Here is a 20,838-nt window from a genome sequence, read left to right on the forward strand (position 1 = left end):
CGTACGGCCCGTACGCGCCGCAGGCGCCTCTCGTACGCACGGGAAACCGGTGCCCGGGCATGCGGGAGAATGGCGGCATGAGTCTGTTCCGGGACGACGGCGTCGTGCTGCGCACCCAGAAGCTCGGTGAGGCCGACCGCATCATCACGCTTCTGACCCGCGGCCACGGCCGCGTCCGCGCCGTCGCCCGGGGGGTGCGCAGGACCAAGTCCAAGTTCGGGGCGAGGCTGGAGCCGTTCTCCCATGTCGACGTGCAGTTCTTCGCGCGCGGCAGCGAGCTGATCGGGCGCGGCCTGCCGCTGTGCACCCAGAGCGAGACCATCGCTCCGTACGGTGGCGGCATCGTCTCCGACTACGCCCGCTACACCGCCGGCACCGCGATGCTGGAGACCGCGGAGCGGTTCACCGACCACGAGGGTGAGCCGGCCGTCCAGCAGTACCTGCTGCTCGTCGGCGGGCTGCGGACCCTCGCCAGGGGGGAGCACGCGCCCCATCTCATCCTGGACGCCTTCCTGCTCCGTTCCCTCGCCGTCAACGGGTACGCGCCGAGCTTCGACGACTGCGCGAAGTGCGGGCTGCACGGTCCCAACCGGTTCTTCTCCGTCGCGGCGGGCGGGATCATCTGCGGCGACTGCCGGGTGCCCGGCAGCGTCGTACCCTCTGCTGAGGCCGTCGGGCTGCTCAGCGCGCTGCTGACCGGGGACTGGGCGACGGCCGACGCGTGCGAGGCGCGCCACGTCAGGGAGGGCAGCGGGCTGGTGTCCGCCTATCTGCACTGGCATCTGGAGCGCGGCCTGCGCTCCCTCAGGTACGTGGAGAAGAACTAGCTCGGACAGCGAAGAGCTGAGCGAGGAACGAGGAGACGAGAAGCGCATGGCACGACGCGGAATCCTGGGACGCTCCCGCCGCGAGTACAAGACGCCGGAGCCGCATCCGTCGGGGGCGGTGCCGCCGAAGATCCCCGGCGATCTGGTGCCGAAGCACGTGGCCTGCGTCATGGACGGGAACGGCCGCTGGGCCAAGGAGCGCGGGCTGCCGCGCACCGAGGGCCACAAGGTGGGCGAGGGCGTCGTCCTCGACGTGCTCAAGGGCTGCCTGGAGATGGGGGTCAAGAACCTCTCCCTGTTCGCCTTCTCGACCGAGAACTGGAAGCGCACGCCCGACGAGGTGCGCTTCCTGATGAACTTCAACCGCGATGTCATCCGGCGCCGCCGCGACGAGATGGACGAGCTGGGGATCCGGATCCGCTGGGTCGGCCGGATGCCCAAGATGTGGAAGTCGGTCGTCCAGGAGCTCCAGGTCGCGCAGGAGCAGACCAAGGACAACGACGCCATGACGCTCTACTTCTGCGTCAACTACGGTGGCCGCGCGGAGATCGCCGACGCGGCGCAGGCGCTCGCGGCCGATGTCGCGGCCGGCAAGCTCGACCCGTCCAAGGTCAACGAGAAGACCTTCGCCAAGTACCTGTACTACCCGGACATGCCGGACGTGGATGTCTTCCTGCGGCCGAGCGGTGAGCAGCGTACGTCCAACTACCTGATCTGGCAGAGCAGTTACGCGGAGATGGTCTTCCAGGACGTGCTGTGGCCGGACTTCGACCGGCGCGACCTGTGGCGCGCCTGCCTGGAGTACGCCTCCCGGGACCGCCGCTTCGGCGGGGCGCTGCCCAACGCGGGGGCCGACGCGGACATTCCGGTCCAGGCCGAGCAGGTTTAGCGGCTGCGGCGGACGGACGGACGGGTGGGGCTCCGGTGACCACCGGAGCCCCACCCGTCCGCGCGGTTCAGTTCTTGGCGGCGGCTGCCGCGCACTCCGCGCAGGTGCCGAAGATCTCCACCGTGTGCGCCACGCTCACATAGCCGTGCTGGGCCGCGATCGTCTCCGCCCACTGCTCGACGGCGGGCCCCTCGACCTCGACCGCCTTGCCGCAGATCCGGCAGACGAGATGGTGGTGGTGGTCGCCGGTCGAGCAGCGCCGGTAGACCGATTCGCCGTCGTTCGTGCGCAGCACGTCGACCTCGCCCGCGTCGGCGAGCGACTGGAGTGTGCGGTAGACGGTGGTCAGTCCCACCGAGTCGCCCCGGTGTTTGAGCATGTCGTGGAGATCCTGAGCGCTGCGGAACTCGTCCACCTCGTCGAGCGCCGCCGCCACCGCGGCGCGCTGGCGGGTCGATCGGCCGCGCACGGGGGCCGCGCTCGGTCCGCCGCTGGGCGCAGTCGTCACAGGTGCCTCCTTGCCTCTGCCCGTGTCCTCCGGGCGTTGCCCGCTTGTCTACGGGCCCCATTCTGCCAGTCCGGTCACCGGCTCGCGGTCACGCCGTGGCGTCCTCCGCGGGCCGCCGGGCGCCGGGAACGTTCCGTACGTCCGTCGTCGCCGGTCCGGCTCCGTCCGCCTGTACGAGGTCCGCCTCCGCGTTCCTCGGCGCGCGGGCCCGGCGTCTGGCCAGCGGTGTCGCGAGCGCGGTCAGGAGCACGAAGACCCCGATCGCGATCAGCACGATCGTCGCGCCCGGCGGTACGTCCTGGTAGTACGAGGTGACCGTGCCGGCCAGCGTCACCGCCGTACCGATCACGACGGAGAGCACGAACGTGACCACGAACGAACGCGTGACCTGCTGCGCCGCCGCCACCGGCACCACCATCAGCGCGCTGACCAGCAGCAGCCCCACCACCCGCATGGCGACCGTGACCGTCACGGCGGCGGTCACCGCGATCAGCAGGTTCAGGGCGCGTACGGGCAGCCCGGTGACCCGGGCGAACTCCTCGTCCTGGCTGACGGCGAAGAGCTGCCGCCGCAGACCCACGGTGACCAGCACCACGAAACCGGCGAGTACGGAGATCGCGGTGATGTCGGAGGGCGAGACCGTCGAGAGCGAGCCGAAGAGGTACGAACTGAGGTTGGCGTTGGAACCGTTCGGCGCGAGGTTGATCAGCAGCACGCCGCCCGCCATGCCCCCGTAGAAGAGCATCGCCAGCGCGATGTCGCCGCGGGTGCGGCCGTACGCCCTGATCAGCTCCATCGTGACGGCGCCGATGACCGCGACGAGCGTGGCCATCCACACGGGGCTGGTGGAGAGCAGGAAGCCGAGGCCGACCCCGGTCATCGCCACATGGCCGATTCCGTCGCCCATCAGGGCCTGGCGGCGCTGGACGAGGTAGATGCCGACGGCGGGCGCGGTGACGCCGACCAGGACGGCGGCGAGCAGCGCCCGCTGCATGAGGGCGGTCTCAAGGATTTCCATGGTCAGGTCAGCAGTCCTGTACGGAGCGGCTCGCCGGCCGCGTGGGGGTGGACGTGGTCGTGGCCGGGCAGGGCGTGCTGGCCGACGGCCTTGGGCGGCGGTCCGTCGTGCATCACGCAGCCGTCGCGCAGCACCACCGCGCGGTCGATCAGCGGCTCCAGCGGGCCGAGTTCGTGCAGCACGAGCAGGACGGTCGCGCCGGCCGCGACCTGCTCGCGCAGGGTCGCCGCGAGGATGTCCTGACTGGCCAGGTCGACGCCCGCCATCGGCTCGTCCATGATCAGCAGCTCGGGCTCGGAGGCGAGCGCCCTGGCGATCAGTACGCGCTGGTGCTGGCCGCCCGACAGGGCGCCCACGGAGTCCTTGGCGCGGTCAGCGAGGCCCACCAGCTCGATGGCCCGCTGAACGGCCGCACGATCGGCCTTGGTGGGCCATCCCAGCCGCAGGGGGCTCGTACGGGAGAGCCGGCCGGAGGAGACGACCTCGCGGACGGTCGCGGGCACGCCGCTCGCGGCGGTGGTGCGCTGCGGTACGTAGCCGACGCGCCGCCAGTCGCGGAAGCGGCGCAGCGGGGTGCCGAAGAGCGATATCTCGCCGTCGCCCAGGGGTACCTGGCCGATCACGGAGCGTACGGCGGTGGACTTGCCGGAGCCGTTGGCGCCGAGCAGGGCGACGACCTCACCGCGGCGCACGGTGAGGTCGATGCCGCGCAGCACGGGGCGTGAGCCGAGCGTGGCGGTGGCGCCGCGGACGGTGATGACGGGCGGCGGTCCGCCGTCGGTACCGGGGTGCGCCCCGGCGCGCTCCGCCGCCCTGGCGTGATCGCTCTCCACCGTCGCCATGTCAGGCGCCTCCGTTGCTGGTCTCGTCGCTGTCGCCGCTGTCAGGGGAATCGTTTCGCCCGCTCCGTGTCACGTCACCTCATTTCGCGCCGAGCGCGGTGCGCAGGGCGTCGAGGTTGGACCGCATGACCTCGATGTAGTCACGGCCCTTGGTCTTGTCCGTGATTCCCTCGATCGGGTCGAGGACGTCCGTCTTGAGCCCGGAGTCCCCGGCCACCGTCCTGGCGGTCTTGTCGCTGGCGAGTGTCTCGAAGAATACGGTGGTGACCTTGTCCCGCTTCGCGATGGTCTCCAGTTCCTTCACCCGGGCGGGGCTCGGCTCCGACTCGGGGTCGATGCCGGCGATGGCCTCCTGCTCCAGACCGTAGCGCTCGGCGAGGTAGCCGAAGGCGGCGTGGGTGGTGATGAACGTCCTGGTGCCGGTGTCGGCGAGGCCCTCCTTGAACGACGTGTTCAGGCCGTCCAGCTTGGTGACCAGCGCGCTGGTGTTCTTCTTGTACGCGGCGGCGTGGTCGGGGTCGGCCTTCTCCAGGGAGGCGCCGACGCCCTTGGCGACCTCGGCGAACCGCACCGGGTCGAGCCAGATGTGCGGGTCCTTGCCGTCGGTGGTGGACTCCTCGTGTGCGTGGTCCGCGTCGTCGGCGGCCTCACCGGCGTGGTCGTCGTGACCGTGGTCGTGGCCGGTCTCCGTGCCGTGGTTCTCCAGGGTCGTGAGGGTCGTCGCGTCGATGACCGTCTTCGCCCCGGACTGGCCGATGGCCTTGTCCACGGCGGGCTGGATGCCCTTGAGGTAGAGGATGACGCCGGCCTCGCCGAGCTGGGCGGCCTGCCGGGGCTTCAGCTCCAGGTCGTGCGGCTCGACGCCGGGCTTGGTGAGGGTGGTGACGGAGACGTGGTCGCCGCCGATCTGCCGGGCCAGGTATTCCATGGGGTAGAACGACGCGACCACCGCGAGCTTGCCGTCAGCGCTCTTCCCCGTGGCGTCGGTGGAGGAAGAGCAGGCGGACAGCGCGACCATGCCGAGGGTGACGGTACCGGCGAGAGTGGCGGTGGGTATGAGGCGTCGTACGTTCATGACACTCATTTTCAACAAAAGTGGAAACGATTGTCAACAAGGGTCGGGTAACGGGTCGGAATGTCGCTTGCTCCGCACCGATTTGATCGAAGGGGTGCGCGCGCCGCTAATCTGAAGCATTCGCCGTTCGTCGTCGTCGTAATGAAGAGAGACCCGTGGCCGCCGACAAGATCGACAGCATCGTCAACCTGAGCAAGCGCCGTGGCTTCGTCTACCCGTGCAGTGAGATCTACGGTGGTCAGCGAGCCGCCTGGGACTACGGGCCGCTCGGAGTCGAGCTGAAGGAAAACCTCAAGCGTCAGTGGTGGCGCTACATGGTCACCTCGCGCGAGGACGTTGTCGGCATCGACTCGTCGGTGATCCTCGCCACGGAGGTCTGGGAGGCGTCCGGCCACGTCGCGACCTTCACCGACCCGCTCACCGAGTGCACCTCCTGCCACAAGCGCTTCCGCGCCGACCACCTGGAGGAGGCGTACGAGGCGAAGCACGGCAAGGCCCCCGCGAGCCTCGCGGAGCTGAACTGCCCGAACTGCGGAAACAAGGGCACCTTCACCGAGCCCAAGCAGTTCTCCGGTCTGCTCTCCACCCACCTCGGCCCGACGCAGGACTCCGGTTCGGTCGCCTACCTGCGCCCCGAGACCGCGCAGGGCATCTTCACCAACTTCGCCCAGGTGCAGCAGACCTCGCGCAAGAAGCCGCCGTTCGGCATCGCGCAGATGGGCAAGTCCTTCCGGAACGAGATCACTCCGGGCAACTTCATCTTCCGCACGCGTGAGTTCGAGCAGATGGAGATGGAGTTCTTCGTCAAGCCGGGCGAGGACGAGGAGTGGCAGGAATACTGGATGGAGCAGCGCTGGAACTGGTACCGCGACCTGGGTCTCCGTGAGGAGAACATGCGCTGGTACGACCACCCGGCCGAGAAGCTCTCGCACTACTCCAAGCGCACCGCCGACATCGAGTACCGCTTCCAGTTCGGCGGCAGCGAGTGGGGCGAGCTGGAGGGTGTCGCCAACCGCACGGACTACGACCTCTCCGCGCACTCCAAGGCGTCGGGCCACGACCTGTCGTACTTCGACCAGGAGGCCGGCGAGCGCTGGACCCCGTACGTCATCGAGCCCGCCGCCGGTGTCGGCCGCGCGATGCTCGCCTTCCTCCTCGACGCGTACAACGAGGACGAGGCGCCCAACGCGAAGGGCGTGCTGGAGAAGCGCACCGTGATGCGGCTCGACCCGCGCCTCGCGCCGGTCAAGGTCGCCGTGCTGCCGCTCTCCCGCAACCCGCAGCTCTCGCCGAAGGCCAAGGGCCTCGCGACGGACCTGCGGCGCAACTGGAACATCGAGTTCGACGACGCGGGCGCCATCGGCCGCCGTTACCGCCGCCAGGACGAGATCGGCACGCCGTTCTGCGTGACCGTCGACTTCGACACCCTGGACGACAACGCGGTGACGGTGCGCGAGCGCGACACGATGAAGCAGGAGCGCGTCTCGCTGGACCGGATCCAGAGCTACCTGGGTGAGCACCTGCTCGGCTGCTGAACCCCGAAGTACCCGATAATCCAAGAGAGTTACGGGCAGGCCCCCGGTTCCGAGGCGGAACCGGGGGCCTGCCCGCGCTCCACGGCGGATCCTTGCGGCACACTGGGCGCTCCCCGACAAGAGAGGAACGGATCATGCCGTCCTCCACCACCAGCAAGGTCAGCCGATGGGATCAGCACGGACGGGAACATGTCGTCCGTGTGCAGAAGACAGGTGTGCAGCGGTCGTTGATATGTGACACCTGCGGCTGGCGGAAGGGGGCCCAGTTCCTCCCCTGGCTCAAGGCCGAGGAACACCTCACCGAGGCCCACCAGGCCACGGTGGACCCGGCGACGAGCTGACATCGGCAGGCCGGCAGGCAGCCGGGCGGGCAGCCGCGCGGGAGGGACGGAGGCGGGCGCCGTCTCCAGCCGTCAGGGCTTCAGGCCACGCAGCAGCAGATCGGACACGGCGGTGAACTCGGCGTCGATCGTGGGCTTCCGCCACTCCGGGGCGTAGCACGGATCGTGGAAGCGCGCCGTCGCCACGAAGAGCGCCCCGGCCGCGCCCGCCGGGTCGGGCGCCACGAACTCGCCCGCCCGCACGCCCTCTTCGACGATCCGCGTGAGCTGTCCGGTCAGCTTCGTCAGATGCGCGTCCACCGCGTCGCTCTGCTCCTCGGCGAGCACGGAGTACGTGGCGAACAGCTCGGGGTCGCCCCCCGCCTTGAGGCGCTTGGCGTCGAACAGCGCCAGCAGCCAGCCGCGCAGCTTCTCCGGGCCCGGCTCTCCGGCCCCGTCGGCGATCTCCTGGAGCACCCGCTCCGTACCGCTCAGCCAGCGCGCCGTGACCGCCTCGCGCAGCACCGCCTTCGTCCTGAAGTGCCGGTAGACACTGCCGTGACTGACCCCGAGCAGCCGTGCCACATCGACCACCGTCGCCTTCGCCGGCCCGTAACGGCGCAGCACCTCCTCGGTGGCTTCGAGGATGCGCTCGGCGGTCAGGGGCTCGGGGGACATGGATGCCCGACCTCTCATGGCTCATGCGGCTCGTGCGGCTCCTGGGGCCCGTACGGCGGTACGTGGCCCGGCGTGCCTGGTGACACTACCTGTCACGCCAGGCGTGGCGACCCGACGGGTGAGCCGCCCGTGCCGCCCGCCAGGGCCGTGCGCGGTCCTGCCGCGCCGCCGTCACCGCTCGCTGTCCAGGGACGACATCTGCGCGGCCGGATAGCGGTCGCCCGCCGCGACGCCCGCAGGGAAGGCCCGGTCGAGGGCGGTGAGATCGGCGGCGTCGAGCGTGACGTCCAGGGCGCCCAGGGCCTCGCTCAGCCGGTCACGGCGCCGGGCGCCGATGAGCGGGACGATGTCCTCGCCCTGGGCGAGCACCCAGGCGATGGCGATCTGCGCGACCGTGACGCCCTTCTGCTCGGCGATCTCGCGCAGGGACTCGACCAGCGCCAGGTTGTGGTCGAGGTTCTCCCCCTGGAAGCGCGGGCTGGCCGCCCGGAAGTCGCCCGGGCTCAGCTCGCGGTCACGGGTGAAGTGGCCGCTGATCAGCCCGCGCGAGAGCACCCCGTACGCCGTGATGCCGATGCCCAGCTCGCGGACCGTCGCCAGGATGTTGTCCTCGATGGAGCGCGAGATCAGTCCGTACTCGATCTGGAGGTCCGCGATCGGGGCGACGGAAGCGGCCCGCCGGATGGTGTCGCTGCCCGCCTCGGAGAGGCCGATGTGGCGTACGTGGCCGGCCTGGACCAGCTCGGCGATGGCGCCGACGGTCTCCTCGATCGGGACGCCGGGGTCGACGCGGGCGATCCGGTAGATGTCGATGTGGTCGGTGCCCAGCCGCTGGAGGGAGTACGCGGCGAAGTTCTTGACGGCGGCCGGGCGTCCGTCGTACCCGCTCCAGCCGTTGTCGGGGTCGCGCAGAGCGCCGAACTTGACGCTGGTGAGCGCCCGTTCGCGGGCCGCCGCGGGCGCGGTGCGCAGCGCCTCCGCGATCAGCAGCTCGTTGTGCCCCATCGCGTAGAAGTCGCCGGTGTCGAGCAGGGTGACGCCCGCGTCGAGCGCGGCGTGCAGGGTGGCGATGGACTCGGCGCGGTCCACCTCTCCGTACAGCGGGGACATGCCCATGCAGCCGAGGCCGAGGGCGGAGACCTGGGGGCCGGTGGCGCCGAGGCGGCGGGCGGGGATGGCGTGGGTGGTCATGGCGGCTTCCTCCGTACGTGAATCCGGACATCTCAACGATGGCATGACGGATGACAGATTTCAATATCTGTCATCCGTTCGGGTGTTCGGCGAGTCGTCCGCCGCCCCAGGGCCGCCCGGGCCCACGGAAAACGCGTTACCTCCCGGTCGCGGCCGGTGGTAGCGTCACGGGCATGTTCTTCCAGATCTACGAGTGAGAGCGCGGCGGTCACCGCACCGCCCCCCACCGACGATTCCGCAGATCACTTCTCATCACTTCGGGAGAACCCCGTGGCAAAGAGCCGCAACAACCTTCTCGGCGTGGGCGGACAGCGCACGAAGCTGAGCCGCACGGACCCGCAGTCCAGCGGCCCCGCCCGCGACGCCAACCGCAAGGCCGCCGCCGACCAGAAGCAGGAGCTGCTGCGCAAGATGCGGGAGCGCGCGGGAGCCCAGGAGCAGGGCGACCACGACGGCACGACCCCGGCGGGCGACACGGCCCCGGCGGCCGGCGAGGGCACGCCGCAGGCCTGACGGCGCCCGCACCCCTCCGCCACGGAACAGCGCGTGTGGGCCCGGATCACGAGGTGATCCGGGCCCACACCCATGTCTGCCTCGGTCCCGGCGACCGGCTCATGTCTCCCGGGACCCGGTGGGCGACTGGCTCATGTCTCCCGGGACCCGGTGGGCGACTGGCTCATGTCTCCCCGGACCCGGTGCGCGACCGGGCCAAGCGGTTCGTCGCCGCGTGGCCGTCGGCTCAGGAGTCGGCTCTCGTCTCCGCCCGCGTCCGCGCCCCGGACGTCGCCAGGCCCGCCGCAGGGGAGGGCTCGGACTCCAGACGTCGCGCCGTACGCAGCGCCGTTCCGCGCGCCCACGCGCCGCTGGTCAGCGCGCCCACCAGCAGGACGCAGAGCCCGCACGCCGTGATGATCCACCACGCGGTGCCGCTCACGTCGTCGAACCCGGTACGGTACGCGGCCGAACCGGCCCCGCCCGCCGCCGCGCTCGCGGCCACCCCGCCCGCCAGGACCGCGCCGATCACCGCGACCCCCAGCGTCTGGCCGATCTGGCGACTCGTGGAGGCGACGGCCGCCGCCACACCCGCCTGGGCACGGGGCATCCCGGAGACGGCGGTGTTGGTGATGGGGGCGTTCAGCATGCCGAAGCCGAGCCCGAAGAGCACGTACCCGGTGAACATCAGCCCGGTCGTCGCCTCGGCGTCCAGCGCGGCGAAGAGCAGCCCGCTCGCCGTCATCGCCGTACCCGCGGCCAGCAGGGACAGCCGGGGGCCACGGCTGCCGACCAGCCGGCCCGACAGCGGGGCGCAGAGGAAGGTCAGGGCCGCCATGGGCAGCATGTAGAGGCCCGCGTGGAGTGCGGACAGGCCACGCACGTTCTGGAGGTAGAGCGTGTTCAGGAAGAGGAAACCGCCCAGCGCGGCGAAGCCGCACACGGCGATCACGGTCGCCCCGCTGAACGGCGCGCTGTGGAAGAAGCGCAGGTCGATCAGGGGTTCGGCACGCCTCGGCTCGTACAGGACCAGCCCCACCAGACAGAGCGCGGAGAAGGCGGCGAACGACACGATCAGCGGCGAGGTCCACCCCTTCGCGGGCGCCTCGATGATCGCGTACGTCAGCGCCCCGAGGACGCCCATGACCAGGAGCTGCCCCACGGGGTCGGGGCGACGCGGCTTCGGCGCCCGGGACTCGGGGACGTACCGCCAGGTCAGCAGCAGCGCCGCCAGCCCGATCGGCAGGTTGACCCAGAAGATGGACCGCCAGCCGACCGTGTCCACCAGCACCCCGCCGACCAGCGGCCCCGCCGCCATCGAGATGCCCACGACGGCGCCCCAGACGCCGATGGCGCGGGCGCGCTCGCGCGGTCCCGTGAACGTGTTGGTGATGATCGACATCGCGACGGGGTTGAGCATCGAGCCGCCGATGGCCTGAACCATCCGGAACGCGACGAGCGAGGTGAGGTTCGGGGCGAGGGAGCAGAGCGCCGAACCGAGCGTGAAGAGGACGAGCCCGGTCTGGAAGACCCGGCGGCGGCCGATCCGGTCGGCGGTGGAGCCCGAGAGCATCAGCAGCGAGGCGAGGACGAGGGTGTAGGCGTCGATCGTCCACTGCATCCCGGAGACCGAGGCGTGGAGCTCTCGCTGCATGGAGGGGAGGGCGACATTGAGGACGGTGTTGTCCAGGCTGACGATCAGAAGACTCATGCAACAGATCGCCAGCACCAGTATTTTCCGCCTGGGGCTCAGCTCGGGCATACCTCCGATGGTACGACTGACTAGTACGGCTAACTAATGAATGTCTCCGTGCGCGACAATGGCCGGATGACCGCCCCACTCGCCATCGGCCCGTACCCCGTGACCCCGCCCGTCGTGCTCGCCCCCATGGCCGGAATCACCAACGCCCCCTTCCGCACGCTGTGCCGGGAATTCAGCGGAGGGAAGGGGCTGTTCGTCAGCGAGATGATCACGACCAGGGCCCTGGTCGAGCGCAACGAGAAGACCATGCAGCTCATCCACTTCGACGCGACCGAGACACCGCGCTCGATCCAGCTCTACGGAGTGGACCCGGTCACCGTCGGCAAGGCGGTCCGCATGATCGTGGACGAGGATCTGGCCGACCACATCGACCTCAACTTCGGCTGCCCGGTGCCCAAGGTGACCCGCAGGGGCGGCGGCTCCGCCCTGCCGTACAAGCGGCCCCTGCTGCGCGCGATCCTGCGCGAGGCCGTCTCCAACGCGGGCGATCTGCCCGTCACGATGAAGATGCGCAAGGGCATCGACGATGACCACCTCACCTGCATGGACGCGGGGCGGATCGCTGTCGAGGAGGGCGTGACAGCCATCGCGCTGCACGGCAGGACCGCCGCGCAGCACTACGGCGGCACCGCCGACTGGGAGGCGATCGCGCGCCTCAAGGAGCACGTACCGGAGATCCCGGTGCTCGGCAACGGCGACATCTGGTCGGCCGAGGACGCGCTGCGCATGGTGCGCGAGACCGGCTGTGACGGGGTGGTCGTGGGGCGCGGCTGCCTGGGGCGGCCGTGGCTCTTCGGCGACCTGGTGGCCGCGTTCGAGGGCACCGGGACGGTCGCGGCGCCGACACTGCGCGAGGTGGGGACCGTCATGCGGCGCCACGCCCAGCTCCTGGGGGAGTGGATCGGCGACGAGGCCCGCGGGGTGATCGACTTCCGCAAGCACGTGGCCTGGTACCTGAAGGGATTCTCGGTCGGCTCGCAGCTGCGCAAGCAGCTCGCGATCACCTCGTCGCTCGCGGAGCTGGACGAGCTGATGGCAGGGCTCGACCTGGAGCAGCCGTGGCCGGACGGCGCGGACGGGCCGCGCGGGCGTACGTCGGGGAACAACCGGGTCGTCCTGCCGGACGGCTGGCTGAAGGACCCGTACGACCGCGCGGGCATCGGCGCGGACGCGGAGCTGGACACCTCCGGCGGCTGACCGACCGCACAGGGTCCGGCGCGTGCCCGGAACGCGTTATGGAAACGTTGTCCTACGGTCCTCCGGTGATCACACCGGCGCAGCAGCGTTCGTCTTTCTCTGACTCTCCGACGAGAAGGATGGGCAGCTTCGATGCGCAGACCCAGCAGACCCGCTGGATACAGGACGGGCGCCGTCGCCGTCGCGGTGGCGCTCGCCGCCGGGCTGGCGACCACGGCCGGCGCCGCGACACCGGGGGCACCGGGAACACCCGGCGGGGGCCAGGCCTTAGGCCCGGATTCCGCGCCCCGCGCGGCCACGGTCACGCTGATCACCGGTGACCGGGTCGACGTGGACGGCCGTGGCGACGTGGCCCGGGTGCGTCCCGCCGCGGGCCGCGAGCACCTCCGGATGTCGGTCCGCCGGGAGGGCGACCGTACGTACGTGATCCCGACCGACGCCCTGCGGCTCGTCGGGCAGGGCACGGTGGACCGGCGGCTGTTCGACGTGACCGGCCTGGTCCGGGCCGAGTACGACGACGCCCACCGCGACACGCTCCCGCTGATCGTCTCCTACCGGAGCGCGGGCGCCGGTACGGCGAAGTCGCGCGTCGCCGCGTCGGGCGCGAAGGCCGGGCGGAACCTCCCCGCCGTCGACGGTCAGGCCGTCTCGGCGGCCAAGGACGGCACCGACGACGTGTGGCAGGCACTGACCGCCGACGCGGGCAGGTCCGAGGCCCGCGTCGCGGCCTCCGGCATCAGCCGCGTGTGGCTCGACGGCAAGCGCCGGGTGGACCTGGACAGGAGCGTCCCTCAGATCGGCGCGCCCACCGCCTGGGAGGCCGGGTACGAGGGCGACGGGGTGAAGGTCGCCGTCATCGACACCGGCGTGGACCAGACCCACCCGGATCTGGCGGGCGTGGAGGTCGAGGAGAAGGACTTCTCCGGCTCCGTCGACGCCGTGGACCGCGTCGGGCACGGCACCCACGTGGCCTCGACCATCGCCGGCAGCGGCGCCAAGGCGGGCGGGAAGTACCGGGGCGTCGCCCCCAAGGCCCGGATCCTGGACGCCAAGGTCTTCGACGACGACGGGTACGGCTCCGACTCGGCCATCCTGGGCGCGATGCAGTGGGCGGCCGACGAGGGCGCCAAGGTCGCGAACATGAGCCTCGGCGGCTACGACGGCGCCGAGATCGACCCGCTGGAGGAGGCCGTCGACTCGCTCTCCGAGAGCAGCGGCATCCTCTTCGTCGTCTCGGCGGGCAACGCGGGACCCGGCGCGGGCACCATCGGATCGCCCGGCAGCGCGGCGTCGGCCCTCACGGTCGGGGCGGTGGACCGGGAGGACGCCCTCGCCGGCTTCTCCTCCGTGGGACCGTCCGCCGACGGATCGCTGAAGCCCGACATCACCGCGCCCGGCGTGGACATCGTCGCGGCCGAGGCGGCCGAGGGCACCCTCGGCTCCCCGGCGGGCGACGGCTACGTCGCCATGAGCGGTACGTCGATGGCGGCGCCGCACGTCGCGGGCGCCGCGGCGATCCTCGCGCAGCGGCACCCGGACTGGAGCGGCGAGCGGCTCAAGCGGGCCCTCACCGCCTCGGCCGTCGCCACCGAGGGGCTGACGGCGTTCCAGCAGGGCACGGGCCGTACCGACGTGGCGAAGGCGATCACCCAGACCGTCGTCACCGAGGAGACCTCGATCGGCTTCGGCACCCAGCGCTGGTCGGCGGAGGGCGCGGAACCCGTCACCAAGGAGGTCACGTACCGCAACGAGGGGACCGAGGCCGTCACCCTCGATGTGGCGACGGAGGCCGTCGCCCCCGACGGGAAGCCCGCACCCGGCGGCCTGGCCACGACCGGGACGCGGCGGGTCACCGTGCCCGCCGGTGGCACGGCGAAGGTCGCGCTGACCCTGGACACCCGCGTCAGCGACGCGTACGGCGCCTTCTCCGGCGCGCTGGTGGCGACGGAGGCCGGGGCTGCGAAGGGCGGTGGGGCGAAGGCGGGCGGTCAGAGCCTGCGGACGGCCTTCGGCATCACACGCGAGGCCGAGTCGTACGACGTCACGGTGAACCTGCTGAACAGGAACGGTGACCCGGGCGAGGCATTCGTCGCGTTCGTCGACCGTGCCACCGGCGCGCAGTCTTCGCAGTGGACCGGCGACGGCAAGGTCACGGTCCGCCTGCCCAAGGGCGACTACCTGGTGGACGCGCCGATCATCACCCCCAAGGGCGGCCAGGAGAGCGAATTCTCGCAGTTGGTCCAGCAGAAGCTGAGCGTCACCGAGGACCTGAGCGTCGTCTTCGACGGGCGCGACGCCAAGCCGCTCGCCGTCACGGCCCCCGTGGCCGCGGAGCCGACGCACGCGTCGGTGTCGTGGAAACTCGCCATCGGCGACGGAGGCGCCTACGGCCTCTTCCACATGGACTCGCTGGACGGCTTCTCGACCGGCTCGGTCGGCGGGACGGTGTCGGGCAAGGAGTTCCAGGCCCAGGTCAGCACCACGCTGGCGGCCGGCGGGGACACGTACAGCCTGCTCTACACGCGTGACGGCAGCATGTACGACGGCTTCACCCACCGGGCCGACCGGAGTGAACTCGCCGAGATCGAGGCGCGGGTGGGCGCCCCGGCGCCGGGCAAGCTGGGCTCGGTCCACCCCATGTGGTGGAACGACTTCATGGGGGTCGGCGGAGGCGGCAACGAGGTTCCCCTCCCCAACACCTCGAAGCAGTACGTCACCACGCCGCCCGGCTACCGCTGGTCCTTCGGCATGGGGCAGACGCCCGCCGACGTGCCTTTCGAGGGCTGGTACGAGGTGCTCTTCGACCGGAACGAGGGCCTGCGGTACGAGGCGGGCCGGAACTACGGCGTCACCCTGAACGTCGGCGTCTTCGCCCCGGACATCCGGGCCGGGGATCTGGCGCGCGTCCAGGACTTCGCGGTCGTGTGCCAGCCGGTGTTCTCCGACACCTCGGGCCGTCCCGGCCACACGGCGGGGGCCGTGGTGAAGGCGAAGGTGACGGTGGACGGGAAGACGTTCCAGGAGCAGGACAACCCCTGCATCCAGGTCTCCGGGCTGCCGGCGAAGGAGTCCGCGTACACGGTGAGCATCGACGCGTCGCGCGAGCCCGGGGTCGCCCGGGTCTCCACGCACGTCAGCGCCGAGTGGACGTTCACCTCGGCCTCGCCCGGCGATGAGGTGGTCGTACTGCCGCTGTCCACCCTCGGCTTCGCCCCGGAGCTGAGTCTGGCCAGCACCGCCGAGGCGGGCACGACGCTGAGGGTCCCGCTCGTCGTCAAGGGCAACGCGGCCGAGAAGGGCGTCGCGTCCCTGACGGTCGAGGCGTCCTACGACGGCGGTGCCACCTGGCGGAAGGCGCCCGTCACCACCGAGAACGGTGAGCGCGGCGTCACGCTGGACCACCCCGCTTCGGCCACATCGGTCTCGCTCAAGGGCGCGCTGAAGGACACCGAGGGCAACGGTTACCAGGTGACGGTCACGGACGCGTACCTGCTGACCCCGCAGGCTTCCTGACACCCTGTCCGCACCATCCTTGTGCCCCCGGAGCCCCTTCACCTCCGGGGGCACATCCATCACATCCGTCATGCGCGTCACGCCCGCCCGGCCCGCCGCCGTGCCGCGCGGCACGGCGCGCCGAAGGGGTGATTCTCGCCACGTTTGATGATGGAGAAGCTCAGATGAGCGGATCTTGCGTGGTTGTACCTCTGGAAGGGTGGCACGCCGTGCCACCCCTTCCGGCCTTCAAGAAGTGAACTCAGACGTCGATGTCATTGCTCATGTGAGCGCAAGAGGTCATGCTCGGGTCATGCCCGCTTCGAGGCGTGAAGGAGCGGCGCGCGCCCCGTCGCCGCCGGGGTGCTTTCGATCCGGTGGCGGACGGGCGGTTAAGGCCGTATGACAGTTAAGTGGCCGTACCCAGGCACCTTCGATCTGGGTATGTTCCTCGCCAGCCAGGTCAGCCACCGCGTCGTCGAGGAGTCGAGACCGTGCCGGAAAACAGTGATTCCCACGTAGCCGTCCCCGAGGGAAACTCCGGGAAGACCTCCGAGCCGCACGTCAAGTACGTCTACGACTTCACCGAGGGCAACAAAGACCTGAAGCATCTCCTCGGCGGCAAGGGCGCCAACCTCGCCGAGATGACCAACCTCGGGCTGCCCGTCCCGCCCGGCTTCACCATCACCACGGAAGCCTGCAACATCTACCTCGGCAGCGGTACGGAACCGGCCGCCCTGCGCGACGAGGTCGGCGTCCATCTCGACGCCCTCGAAACCCGGATGGGCAAGAAGCTCGGCCAGTCCGACGACCCGCTGCTCGTCTCCGTACGCTCCGGCGCCAAGTTCTCCATGCCCGGCATGATGGACACCGTCCTCAACGTCGGCCTCTCCGACGCCTCGGTCACCGGGCTCGCCGCGCAGGCGGGCGACGAGCGCTTCGCCTGGGACTCGTACCGCAGGCTGATCCAGATGTTCGGCAGGACCGTGCTCGGTGTCGACGGCGCGCTCTTCGAGGACGCGCTCGACGAGGCCAAGCGGGCCAGGCGGGCCGCCACCGACGTCGATCTGCCCGTGGCCGACCTGAAGAAGCTGGTCGAGCACTTCAAGAAGATCGTCACGCGCGAGGCGGGCCGCGACTTCCCGCAGGACCCGCGCGAGCAGATGGACCTCGCGATCCGCTCGGTCTTCGAGTCCTGGAACACCGACCGCGCCAAGCTCTACCGCCGCCAGGAGCGCATCCCCGGCGACCTCGGCACGGCCGTCACCATCTGCTCCATGGTCTTCGGCAACCTCGGCCCGACGGAGACGTCCAAAGGCGGGGGCACCGGCGTCGCCTTCACCCGCGACCCGGCCACCGGCCGCCAGGGCGTGTACGGCGACTACCTCCAGAACGCGCAGGGCGAGGACGTCGTCGCGGGCATCCGCAACACCGTCCCCCTCGCCGAACTCGCCACCATCGACAAGGAGTCGTACGACCGGCTCCTGGCCATCATGGAGACCCTGGAGACCCACTACCGGGACCTGTGCGACATCGAGTTCACCATCGAGCGCGGCCAGTTGTGGATGCTCCAGACCCGCGTCGGCAAGCGCACCGCCGGCGCCGCCTTCCGGATCGCCACCCAGCTCGTGGACCAGGGGCTGATCGACGAGGCCGAGGCGCTCCAGCGCGTCACCGGTGCCCAGCTCGCGCAGCTCATGTTCCCGCGCTTCGACGAGGACGCCAAGCGCGAGCTGCTGGGCCGGGGCATCGCCGCCTCGCCGGGCGCCGCCGTGGGCAAGGCGGTCTTCGACTCGTACACCGCCATCAAGTGGTCGCGCTCCGGCGAGAAGGTCATCCTCATCCGCCGCGAGACCAACCCCGACGACCTCGAAGGCATGATCGCCGCCGAGGGCATCCTCACCTCGCGCGGCGGCAAGACCTCGCACGCCGCCGTCGTCGCCCGCGGCATGGGCAAGACCTGTGTCTGCGGCGCCGAGGAACTGGAGGTCGACACGAAGGCGCGCCGGCTGACCACGGGCTCCACGGTCATCGAGGAGGGCGACATCGTCTCCATCGACGGCTCGACCGGCAAGGTCTACCTCGGCGAGGTCCCCGTCGTGCCGTCGCCCGTCGTGGAGTACTTCGAGGGCCGGATGCACGCGGGCGCCGACGACGCCGACGAACTGGTCGAGGCCGTCCACCGGATCATGGCGTACGCGGACCGCCGCCGCCGGCTGCGCGTACGCGCCAACGCCGACAACGCCGAGGACGCGCTGCGCGCCCGCCGCTTCGGCGCCCAGGGCATCGGGCTCTGCCGCACGGAGCACATGTTCCTCGGCGAGCGGCGCGAGATGGTCGAGAAGTTGATCCTGGCCGACACCGAGGACGAGCGTGAGACGGCACTCGGTGCCCTGCTCCCGCTCCAGAAGAAGGACTTCATCGAGCTGTTCGAGGCGATGGACGGCCTGCCGGTGACGGTCAGGCTCCTCGACCCGCCGCTCCACGAGTTCCTGCCCGACATCACCGAACTGTCGGTACGGGTCGCCCTCGCCGAGGCCCGCAAGGACCACAACGAGAACGATCTGCGCCTCCTCCAGGCCGTGCACAAGCTCCACGAGCAGAACCCGATGCTCGGGCTGCGCGGGGTACGGCTCGGCCTGGTCATCCCCGGCCTCTTCGCCATGCAGGTACGGGCCATCGCCGAGGCCGCCGCCGAGCGGAAGAACGCCAAGGGCGACCCGCGCGCGGAGATCATGATCCCGCTCGTCGGCACGGTCCAGGAGCTGGAGATCGTCCGGGAGGAGGCGGAACAGGTCATCTGCGAGGTCGAGCGCGCGAGCGGCTGCGAACTCAAGCTGGCGCTCGGCACGATGATCGAACTGCCGCGCGCCGCGCTGACCGCCGGGCAGATCGCGGAGGCCGCCGAGTTCTTCTCGTTCGGCACGAACGACCTCACCCAGACCGTCTGGGGCTTCTCCCGCGACGACGTGGAGGCCAGCTTCTTCACGGCGTACCTGGAGAAGGGCATCTTCGGGGTCTCGCCGTTCGAGACCATCGACCGCGACGGCGTGGGCTCGCTGGTACGGAGCGCGGTCGAGGCGGGCCGCGCCACGCGCCCCGGGCTCAAGCTGGGCGTCTGCGGGGAGCACGGCGGCGACCCGGAGTCGGTGCACTTCTTCCACGAGGTCGGCCTCGACTACGTCTCCTGCTCGCCGTTCCGGATCCCGGTGGCGCGGCTGGAGGCGGGGCGCGCGGCGGCGGAGTCGGCCGGCAGCGACTCGCGGTAGCGACCGGGGGGCCTCTGATTCCGGGGCCCCGTACCGGACACCGGGGCCGCTCCCGCGGTTCACCCCTCACCCTCGCCGAGCCGGCGGGGCGGCCCCGGGTACAGAGGGGGCGGGCGTGCTGTGCGGTGCGCCCGCCCCTGTCACGTCTCCGTATGCGTATGCGTATGTGTACGGAGACGTGTCCGGAGACGTGTGCGTGTCCGCGTGCGCGGAATGCGGCAGTGGCTCTCCGCGGGGCCGGTGAACGCGGACTCGGAGTCGAATGAGAATCAACGGAGAGGGGCACGGCCGGAGGATCCCCACCCACCGGCCGTGCCCATTACGCGAGCCGGGCACGGAGCCGCAACCCGTACCGACCGCCGCCAAGCGCACAAAGCCCCCCACGGCCTTCGTCACGCCTTTTCGGTCGCTCAGGTTTCATGCCCGACGAGGTACAGCCTTTCGCCGGACGAGGGGCCCCGGCGACCCGTTTCAACTGTGGCTGAAACACCGTGGTAACAGCAGGTGATGGCATGCATACTCAGTGATGGGGGCGCGATGGTGGACGCAACAGGTGGGGATGAGAAGTGCTGCGTATTCATTTCACCGGCAAAGACCTGGGTGGGGTCAGGATGGCTGCCGGGCCCGATCCGCTGTGGGAGACGATTCTCAGTTTTCACCGAATACGGGATCGGCGCGGACCGCTTGTCTTCGGAGAATGGCGCGGGGAAACGCGCACCAGGTTGAAAGGTGAAACAAGCCTGCTCTCGGCGCTCGTTCCGCAGCGCGGCTATTTCCCGGATTTCCTCACCCCCGCGCAAGGACGCCTCGGTATGGCGGCGGGGCTCGAAGCGCTGCGCGCGACCCCGCAGGAGCGGATCCGCGCCGAACTGGCCCTGCTCGCCGTCGGCGGCGCCCGCCCGGAGCGCAGGGACCCCGGTGGCCGCCTCGCCCCGCTCGCCGACGGAGGCCCCGGCTGTCTCGCCCGGCTCGTGGAGGTGGTGCGTACGTACTACCGCGTCGCCGTGGAGCCGTACTGGCCGCAGATACGTGCCAGGGTCGACGGCGACCGCGCGCTGCGCGGCCGGGCCCTGCTCGACGGCGGCGCGGGCCGGCTGCTCGCCACGCTCCCGCCGATGCTGCGCTGGAGCGGCCCGGTGCTGGAGGCCGACTATCCCGTACAGCGTGAACTGCACCTGCGCGGAAGGGGCCTGCTGCTCCAGCCGTCCTTCTTCTGCCGCTCCACCGCGGTGGTCCCCCGGGACCCCGCGCTGCCGCCCGTGCTGGTCTACCCGGTCACGCACTCCGACGCGCCCGCCGTCGCGGAGCGCGGCGGCCCCACCCTCGGCCGGCTCCTCGGCCACACCCGCTCCGCGGTCCTCCAGGCCATCGAGCAGGGCGCGACCACCAGCGAACTCGCCCGCAGGACAGGCGTCTCGCTCGCCTCGGCCAGTCAGCATGCCTGTGTCTTAAGAGAGTCGGGCCTGGTGGTCACCCTGCGCCACGGCAACGCCGTGCTGCACACGCTGACCCCGCTGGGCACGGCCCTGCTGCGCGGCCGTGCCGCGACGGACGGGCTCTACGCCGGGGGAGCGGTCGGCTCGTAGACGATCCCGCGGGAGGGAGGGCCGCCGGGGCGCGGGGGCAGGACGGCCATCCCCTCCTGCGGGGGCGAGCCGCTGACCGGGGGAGGGGATGGCCGGTGGAGCACCGGCTTCACCGCCAACGTGCCCTCGATACCAGCCGCGACGCGGCGATCGCGGT

The 20,838-nt window shown here is 70.9% G+C and carries 16 protein-coding genes; 9 read left to right on the forward strand and 7 right to left on the reverse strand.

The window, feature by feature from the left end; genetic code table 11:
* The first annotated feature begins 77 nt into the window (after positions 1 to 77).
* Both recO and ACFXPL_RS26450 read left to right on the forward strand, forming a co-directional pair.
* Positions 78 to 827 carry a DNA repair protein RecO gene (gene recO, locus ACFXPL_RS26445; protein ID WP_384924178.1) on the forward strand — a complete coding sequence of 250 codons (750 nt, stop codon included), beginning with the start codon at positions 78 to 80 and terminating at the stop codon, positions 825 to 827.
* A 46-nt stretch (positions 828 to 873) separates the two neighbouring features.
* Positions 874 to 1,716 carry an isoprenyl transferase gene (locus ACFXPL_RS26450; RefSeq protein ID WP_384924180.1) on the forward strand — a complete coding sequence of 281 codons (843 nt, stop codon included), beginning with the start codon at positions 874 to 876 and terminating at the stop codon, positions 1,714 to 1,716.
* Between the two features lie 67 nt (positions 1,717 to 1,783).
* Here ACFXPL_RS26450 and ACFXPL_RS26455 read toward each other — a convergent pair whose 3' ends face one another.
* From ACFXPL_RS26455 to ACFXPL_RS26470, 4 genes are all read right to left on the reverse strand, one after another.
* Entirely contained in the window at positions 1,784 to 2,224 is a 441-nt protein-coding gene (locus tag ACFXPL_RS26455) for a Fur family transcriptional regulator (RefSeq protein WP_384924182.1), read from the reverse strand.
* An 88-nt stretch (positions 2,225 to 2,312) separates the two neighbouring features.
* Positions 2,313 to 3,242 (reverse strand): metal ABC transporter permease, encoded by a 930-nt coding sequence (locus ACFXPL_RS26460; RefSeq protein ID WP_384924184.1) that lies wholly within the window; start codon positions 3,240 to 3,242, stop codon positions 2,313 to 2,315.
* A gap of 2 nt (positions 3,243 to 3,244) precedes the next feature.
* Positions 3,245 to 4,084 (reverse strand): metal ABC transporter ATP-binding protein, encoded by an 840-nt coding sequence (locus ACFXPL_RS26465; RefSeq protein WP_384924186.1) that lies wholly within the window; start codon positions 4,082 to 4,084, stop codon positions 3,245 to 3,247.
* 79 nt (positions 4,085 to 4,163) lie between these two features.
* Positions 4,164 to 5,159, reverse strand: a complete 996-nt coding sequence (locus ACFXPL_RS26470) for a metal ABC transporter substrate-binding protein (RefSeq protein WP_384924188.1) — start codon at positions 5,157 to 5,159, stop codon at positions 4,164 to 4,166.
* Between the two features lie 155 nt (positions 5,160 to 5,314).
* Between ACFXPL_RS26470 and ACFXPL_RS26475 the strand changes: the two genes are divergently transcribed.
* Both ACFXPL_RS26475 and ACFXPL_RS26480 read left to right on the forward strand, forming a co-directional pair.
* Positions 5,315 to 6,694 carry a glycine--tRNA ligase gene (locus ACFXPL_RS26475; RefSeq protein ID WP_384924190.1) on the forward strand — a complete coding sequence of 460 codons (1,380 nt, stop codon included), beginning with the start codon at positions 5,315 to 5,317 and terminating at the stop codon, positions 6,692 to 6,694.
* A gap of 134 nt (positions 6,695 to 6,828) precedes the next feature.
* On the forward strand, positions 6,829 to 7,035 hold the full coding sequence (locus ACFXPL_RS26480) for a hypothetical protein (protein WP_384924192.1): 207 nt from the start codon (positions 6,829 to 6,831) through the stop codon (positions 7,033 to 7,035).
* Positions 7,036 to 7,107: 72 nt separating this feature from the next.
* Here the strand turns inward: ACFXPL_RS26480 and ACFXPL_RS26485 are convergent, their stop codons facing one another.
* Positions 7,108 to 7,692, reverse strand: a complete 585-nt coding sequence (locus ACFXPL_RS26485) for a TetR/AcrR family transcriptional regulator (RefSeq protein ID WP_384924194.1) — start codon at positions 7,690 to 7,692, stop codon at positions 7,108 to 7,110.
* Positions 7,693 to 7,863: 171 nt separating this feature from the next.
* The gene (locus ACFXPL_RS26490; protein ID WP_384924196.1) at positions 7,864 to 8,883 is read right to left on the reverse strand and encodes an aldo/keto reductase; all 1,020 of its coding nucleotides are present in this window, start codon (positions 8,881 to 8,883) and stop codon (positions 7,864 to 7,866) included.
* A 270-nt stretch (positions 8,884 to 9,153) separates the two neighbouring features.
* On the opposite strand from ACFXPL_RS26490, the gene ACFXPL_RS26495 reads away from it, so the two are divergent.
* A complete protein-coding gene (locus ACFXPL_RS26495; RefSeq protein ID WP_384924198.1) occupies positions 9,154 to 9,396 on the forward strand; it encodes a DUF6243 family protein in 243 nt (80 codons plus the stop codon).
* A gap of 226 nt (positions 9,397 to 9,622) precedes the next feature.
* On the opposite strand, the gene ACFXPL_RS26500 is transcribed toward ACFXPL_RS26495, so the two are convergent.
* Complete coding sequence (locus ACFXPL_RS26500) at positions 9,623 to 11,137, reverse strand: MFS transporter (RefSeq protein ID WP_384924200.1); 1,515 nt, start codon at positions 11,135 to 11,137, stop codon at positions 9,623 to 9,625.
* 66 nt (positions 11,138 to 11,203) lie between these two features.
* On the opposite strand from ACFXPL_RS26500, the gene dusB reads away from it, so the two are divergent.
* The 4 genes from dusB to ACFXPL_RS26520 all read left to right on the forward strand — a co-directional run bounded on the left by dusB (position 11,204) and on the right by ACFXPL_RS26520 (position 20,681).
* Positions 11,204 to 12,334, forward strand: a complete 1,131-nt coding sequence (dusB, locus tag ACFXPL_RS26505) for a tRNA dihydrouridine synthase DusB (RefSeq protein ID WP_384924202.1) — start codon at positions 11,204 to 11,206, stop codon at positions 12,332 to 12,334.
* A 132-nt stretch (positions 12,335 to 12,466) separates the two neighbouring features.
* A complete protein-coding gene (locus ACFXPL_RS26510) occupies positions 12,467 to 15,847 on the forward strand; it encodes a S8 family serine peptidase (RefSeq protein WP_384924204.1) in 3,381 nt (1,126 codons plus the stop codon).
* A gap of 581 nt (positions 15,848 to 16,428) precedes the next feature.
* The gene (gene ppdK / locus ACFXPL_RS26515) at positions 16,429 to 19,095 is read left to right on the forward strand and encodes a pyruvate, phosphate dikinase (RefSeq protein ID WP_384924249.1); all 2,667 of its coding nucleotides are present in this window, start codon (positions 16,429 to 16,431) and stop codon (positions 19,093 to 19,095) included.
* 566 nt (positions 19,096 to 19,661) lie between these two features.
* Entirely contained in the window at positions 19,662 to 20,681 is a 1,020-nt protein-coding gene (locus tag ACFXPL_RS26520) for an ArsR/SmtB family transcription factor (protein ID WP_384924206.1), read from the forward strand.
* The last annotated feature ends 157 nt before the right edge of the window (positions 20,682 to 20,838 follow it).

Source organism: Streptomyces sp. NPDC059092 (assembly GCF_042756365.1).
In the GTDB taxonomy this organism is placed as follows: Bacteria; Actinomycetota; Actinomycetes; order Streptomycetales; family Streptomycetaceae; genus Streptomyces.

What these genes read in the sequence shown, in the direction of transcription:
- ACFXPL_RS26450 (WP_384924180.1), top strand. Translation starts at nt 874, where the DNA reads ATGGCACGACGCGGAATCCTGGGACGCTCCCGCCGCGAGTACAAGACG.
- ACFXPL_RS26470 (WP_384924188.1), bottom strand. Translation starts at nt 5,159, where the DNA reads ATGAACGTACGACGCCTCATACCCACCGCCACTCTCGCCGGTACCGTC.
- ACFXPL_RS26460 (WP_384924184.1), bottom strand. Translation starts at nt 3,242, where the DNA reads ATGGAAATCCTTGAGACCGCCCTCATGCAGCGGGCGCTGCTCGCCGCC.
- dusB (WP_384924202.1), top strand. Translation starts at nt 11,204, where the DNA reads ATGACCGCCCCACTCGCCATCGGCCCGTACCCCGTGACCCCGCCCGTC.
- ACFXPL_RS26510 (WP_384924204.1), top strand. Translation starts at nt 12,467, where the DNA reads ATGCGCAGACCCAGCAGACCCGCTGGATACAGGACGGGCGCCGTCGCC.
- ACFXPL_RS26465 (WP_384924186.1), bottom strand. Translation starts at nt 4,084, where the DNA reads ATGGCGACGGTGGAGAGCGATCACGCCAGGGCGGCGGAGCGCGCCGGG.
- ACFXPL_RS26485 (WP_384924194.1), bottom strand. Translation starts at nt 7,692, where the DNA reads ATGTCCCCCGAGCCCCTGACCGCCGAGCGCATCCTCGAAGCCACCGAG.
- ACFXPL_RS26500 (WP_384924200.1), bottom strand. Translation starts at nt 11,137, where the DNA reads ATGCCCGAGCTGAGCCCCAGGCGGAAAATACTGGTGCTGGCGATCTGT.
- ACFXPL_RS26490 (WP_384924196.1), bottom strand. Translation starts at nt 8,883, where the DNA reads ATGACCACCCACGCCATCCCCGCCCGCCGCCTCGGCGCCACCGGCCCC.
- ACFXPL_RS26480 (WP_384924192.1), top strand. Translation starts at nt 6,829, where the DNA reads ATGCCGTCCTCCACCACCAGCAAGGTCAGCCGATGGGATCAGCACGGA.
- recO (WP_384924178.1), top strand. Translation starts at nt 78, where the DNA reads ATGAGTCTGTTCCGGGACGACGGCGTCGTGCTGCGCACCCAGAAGCTC.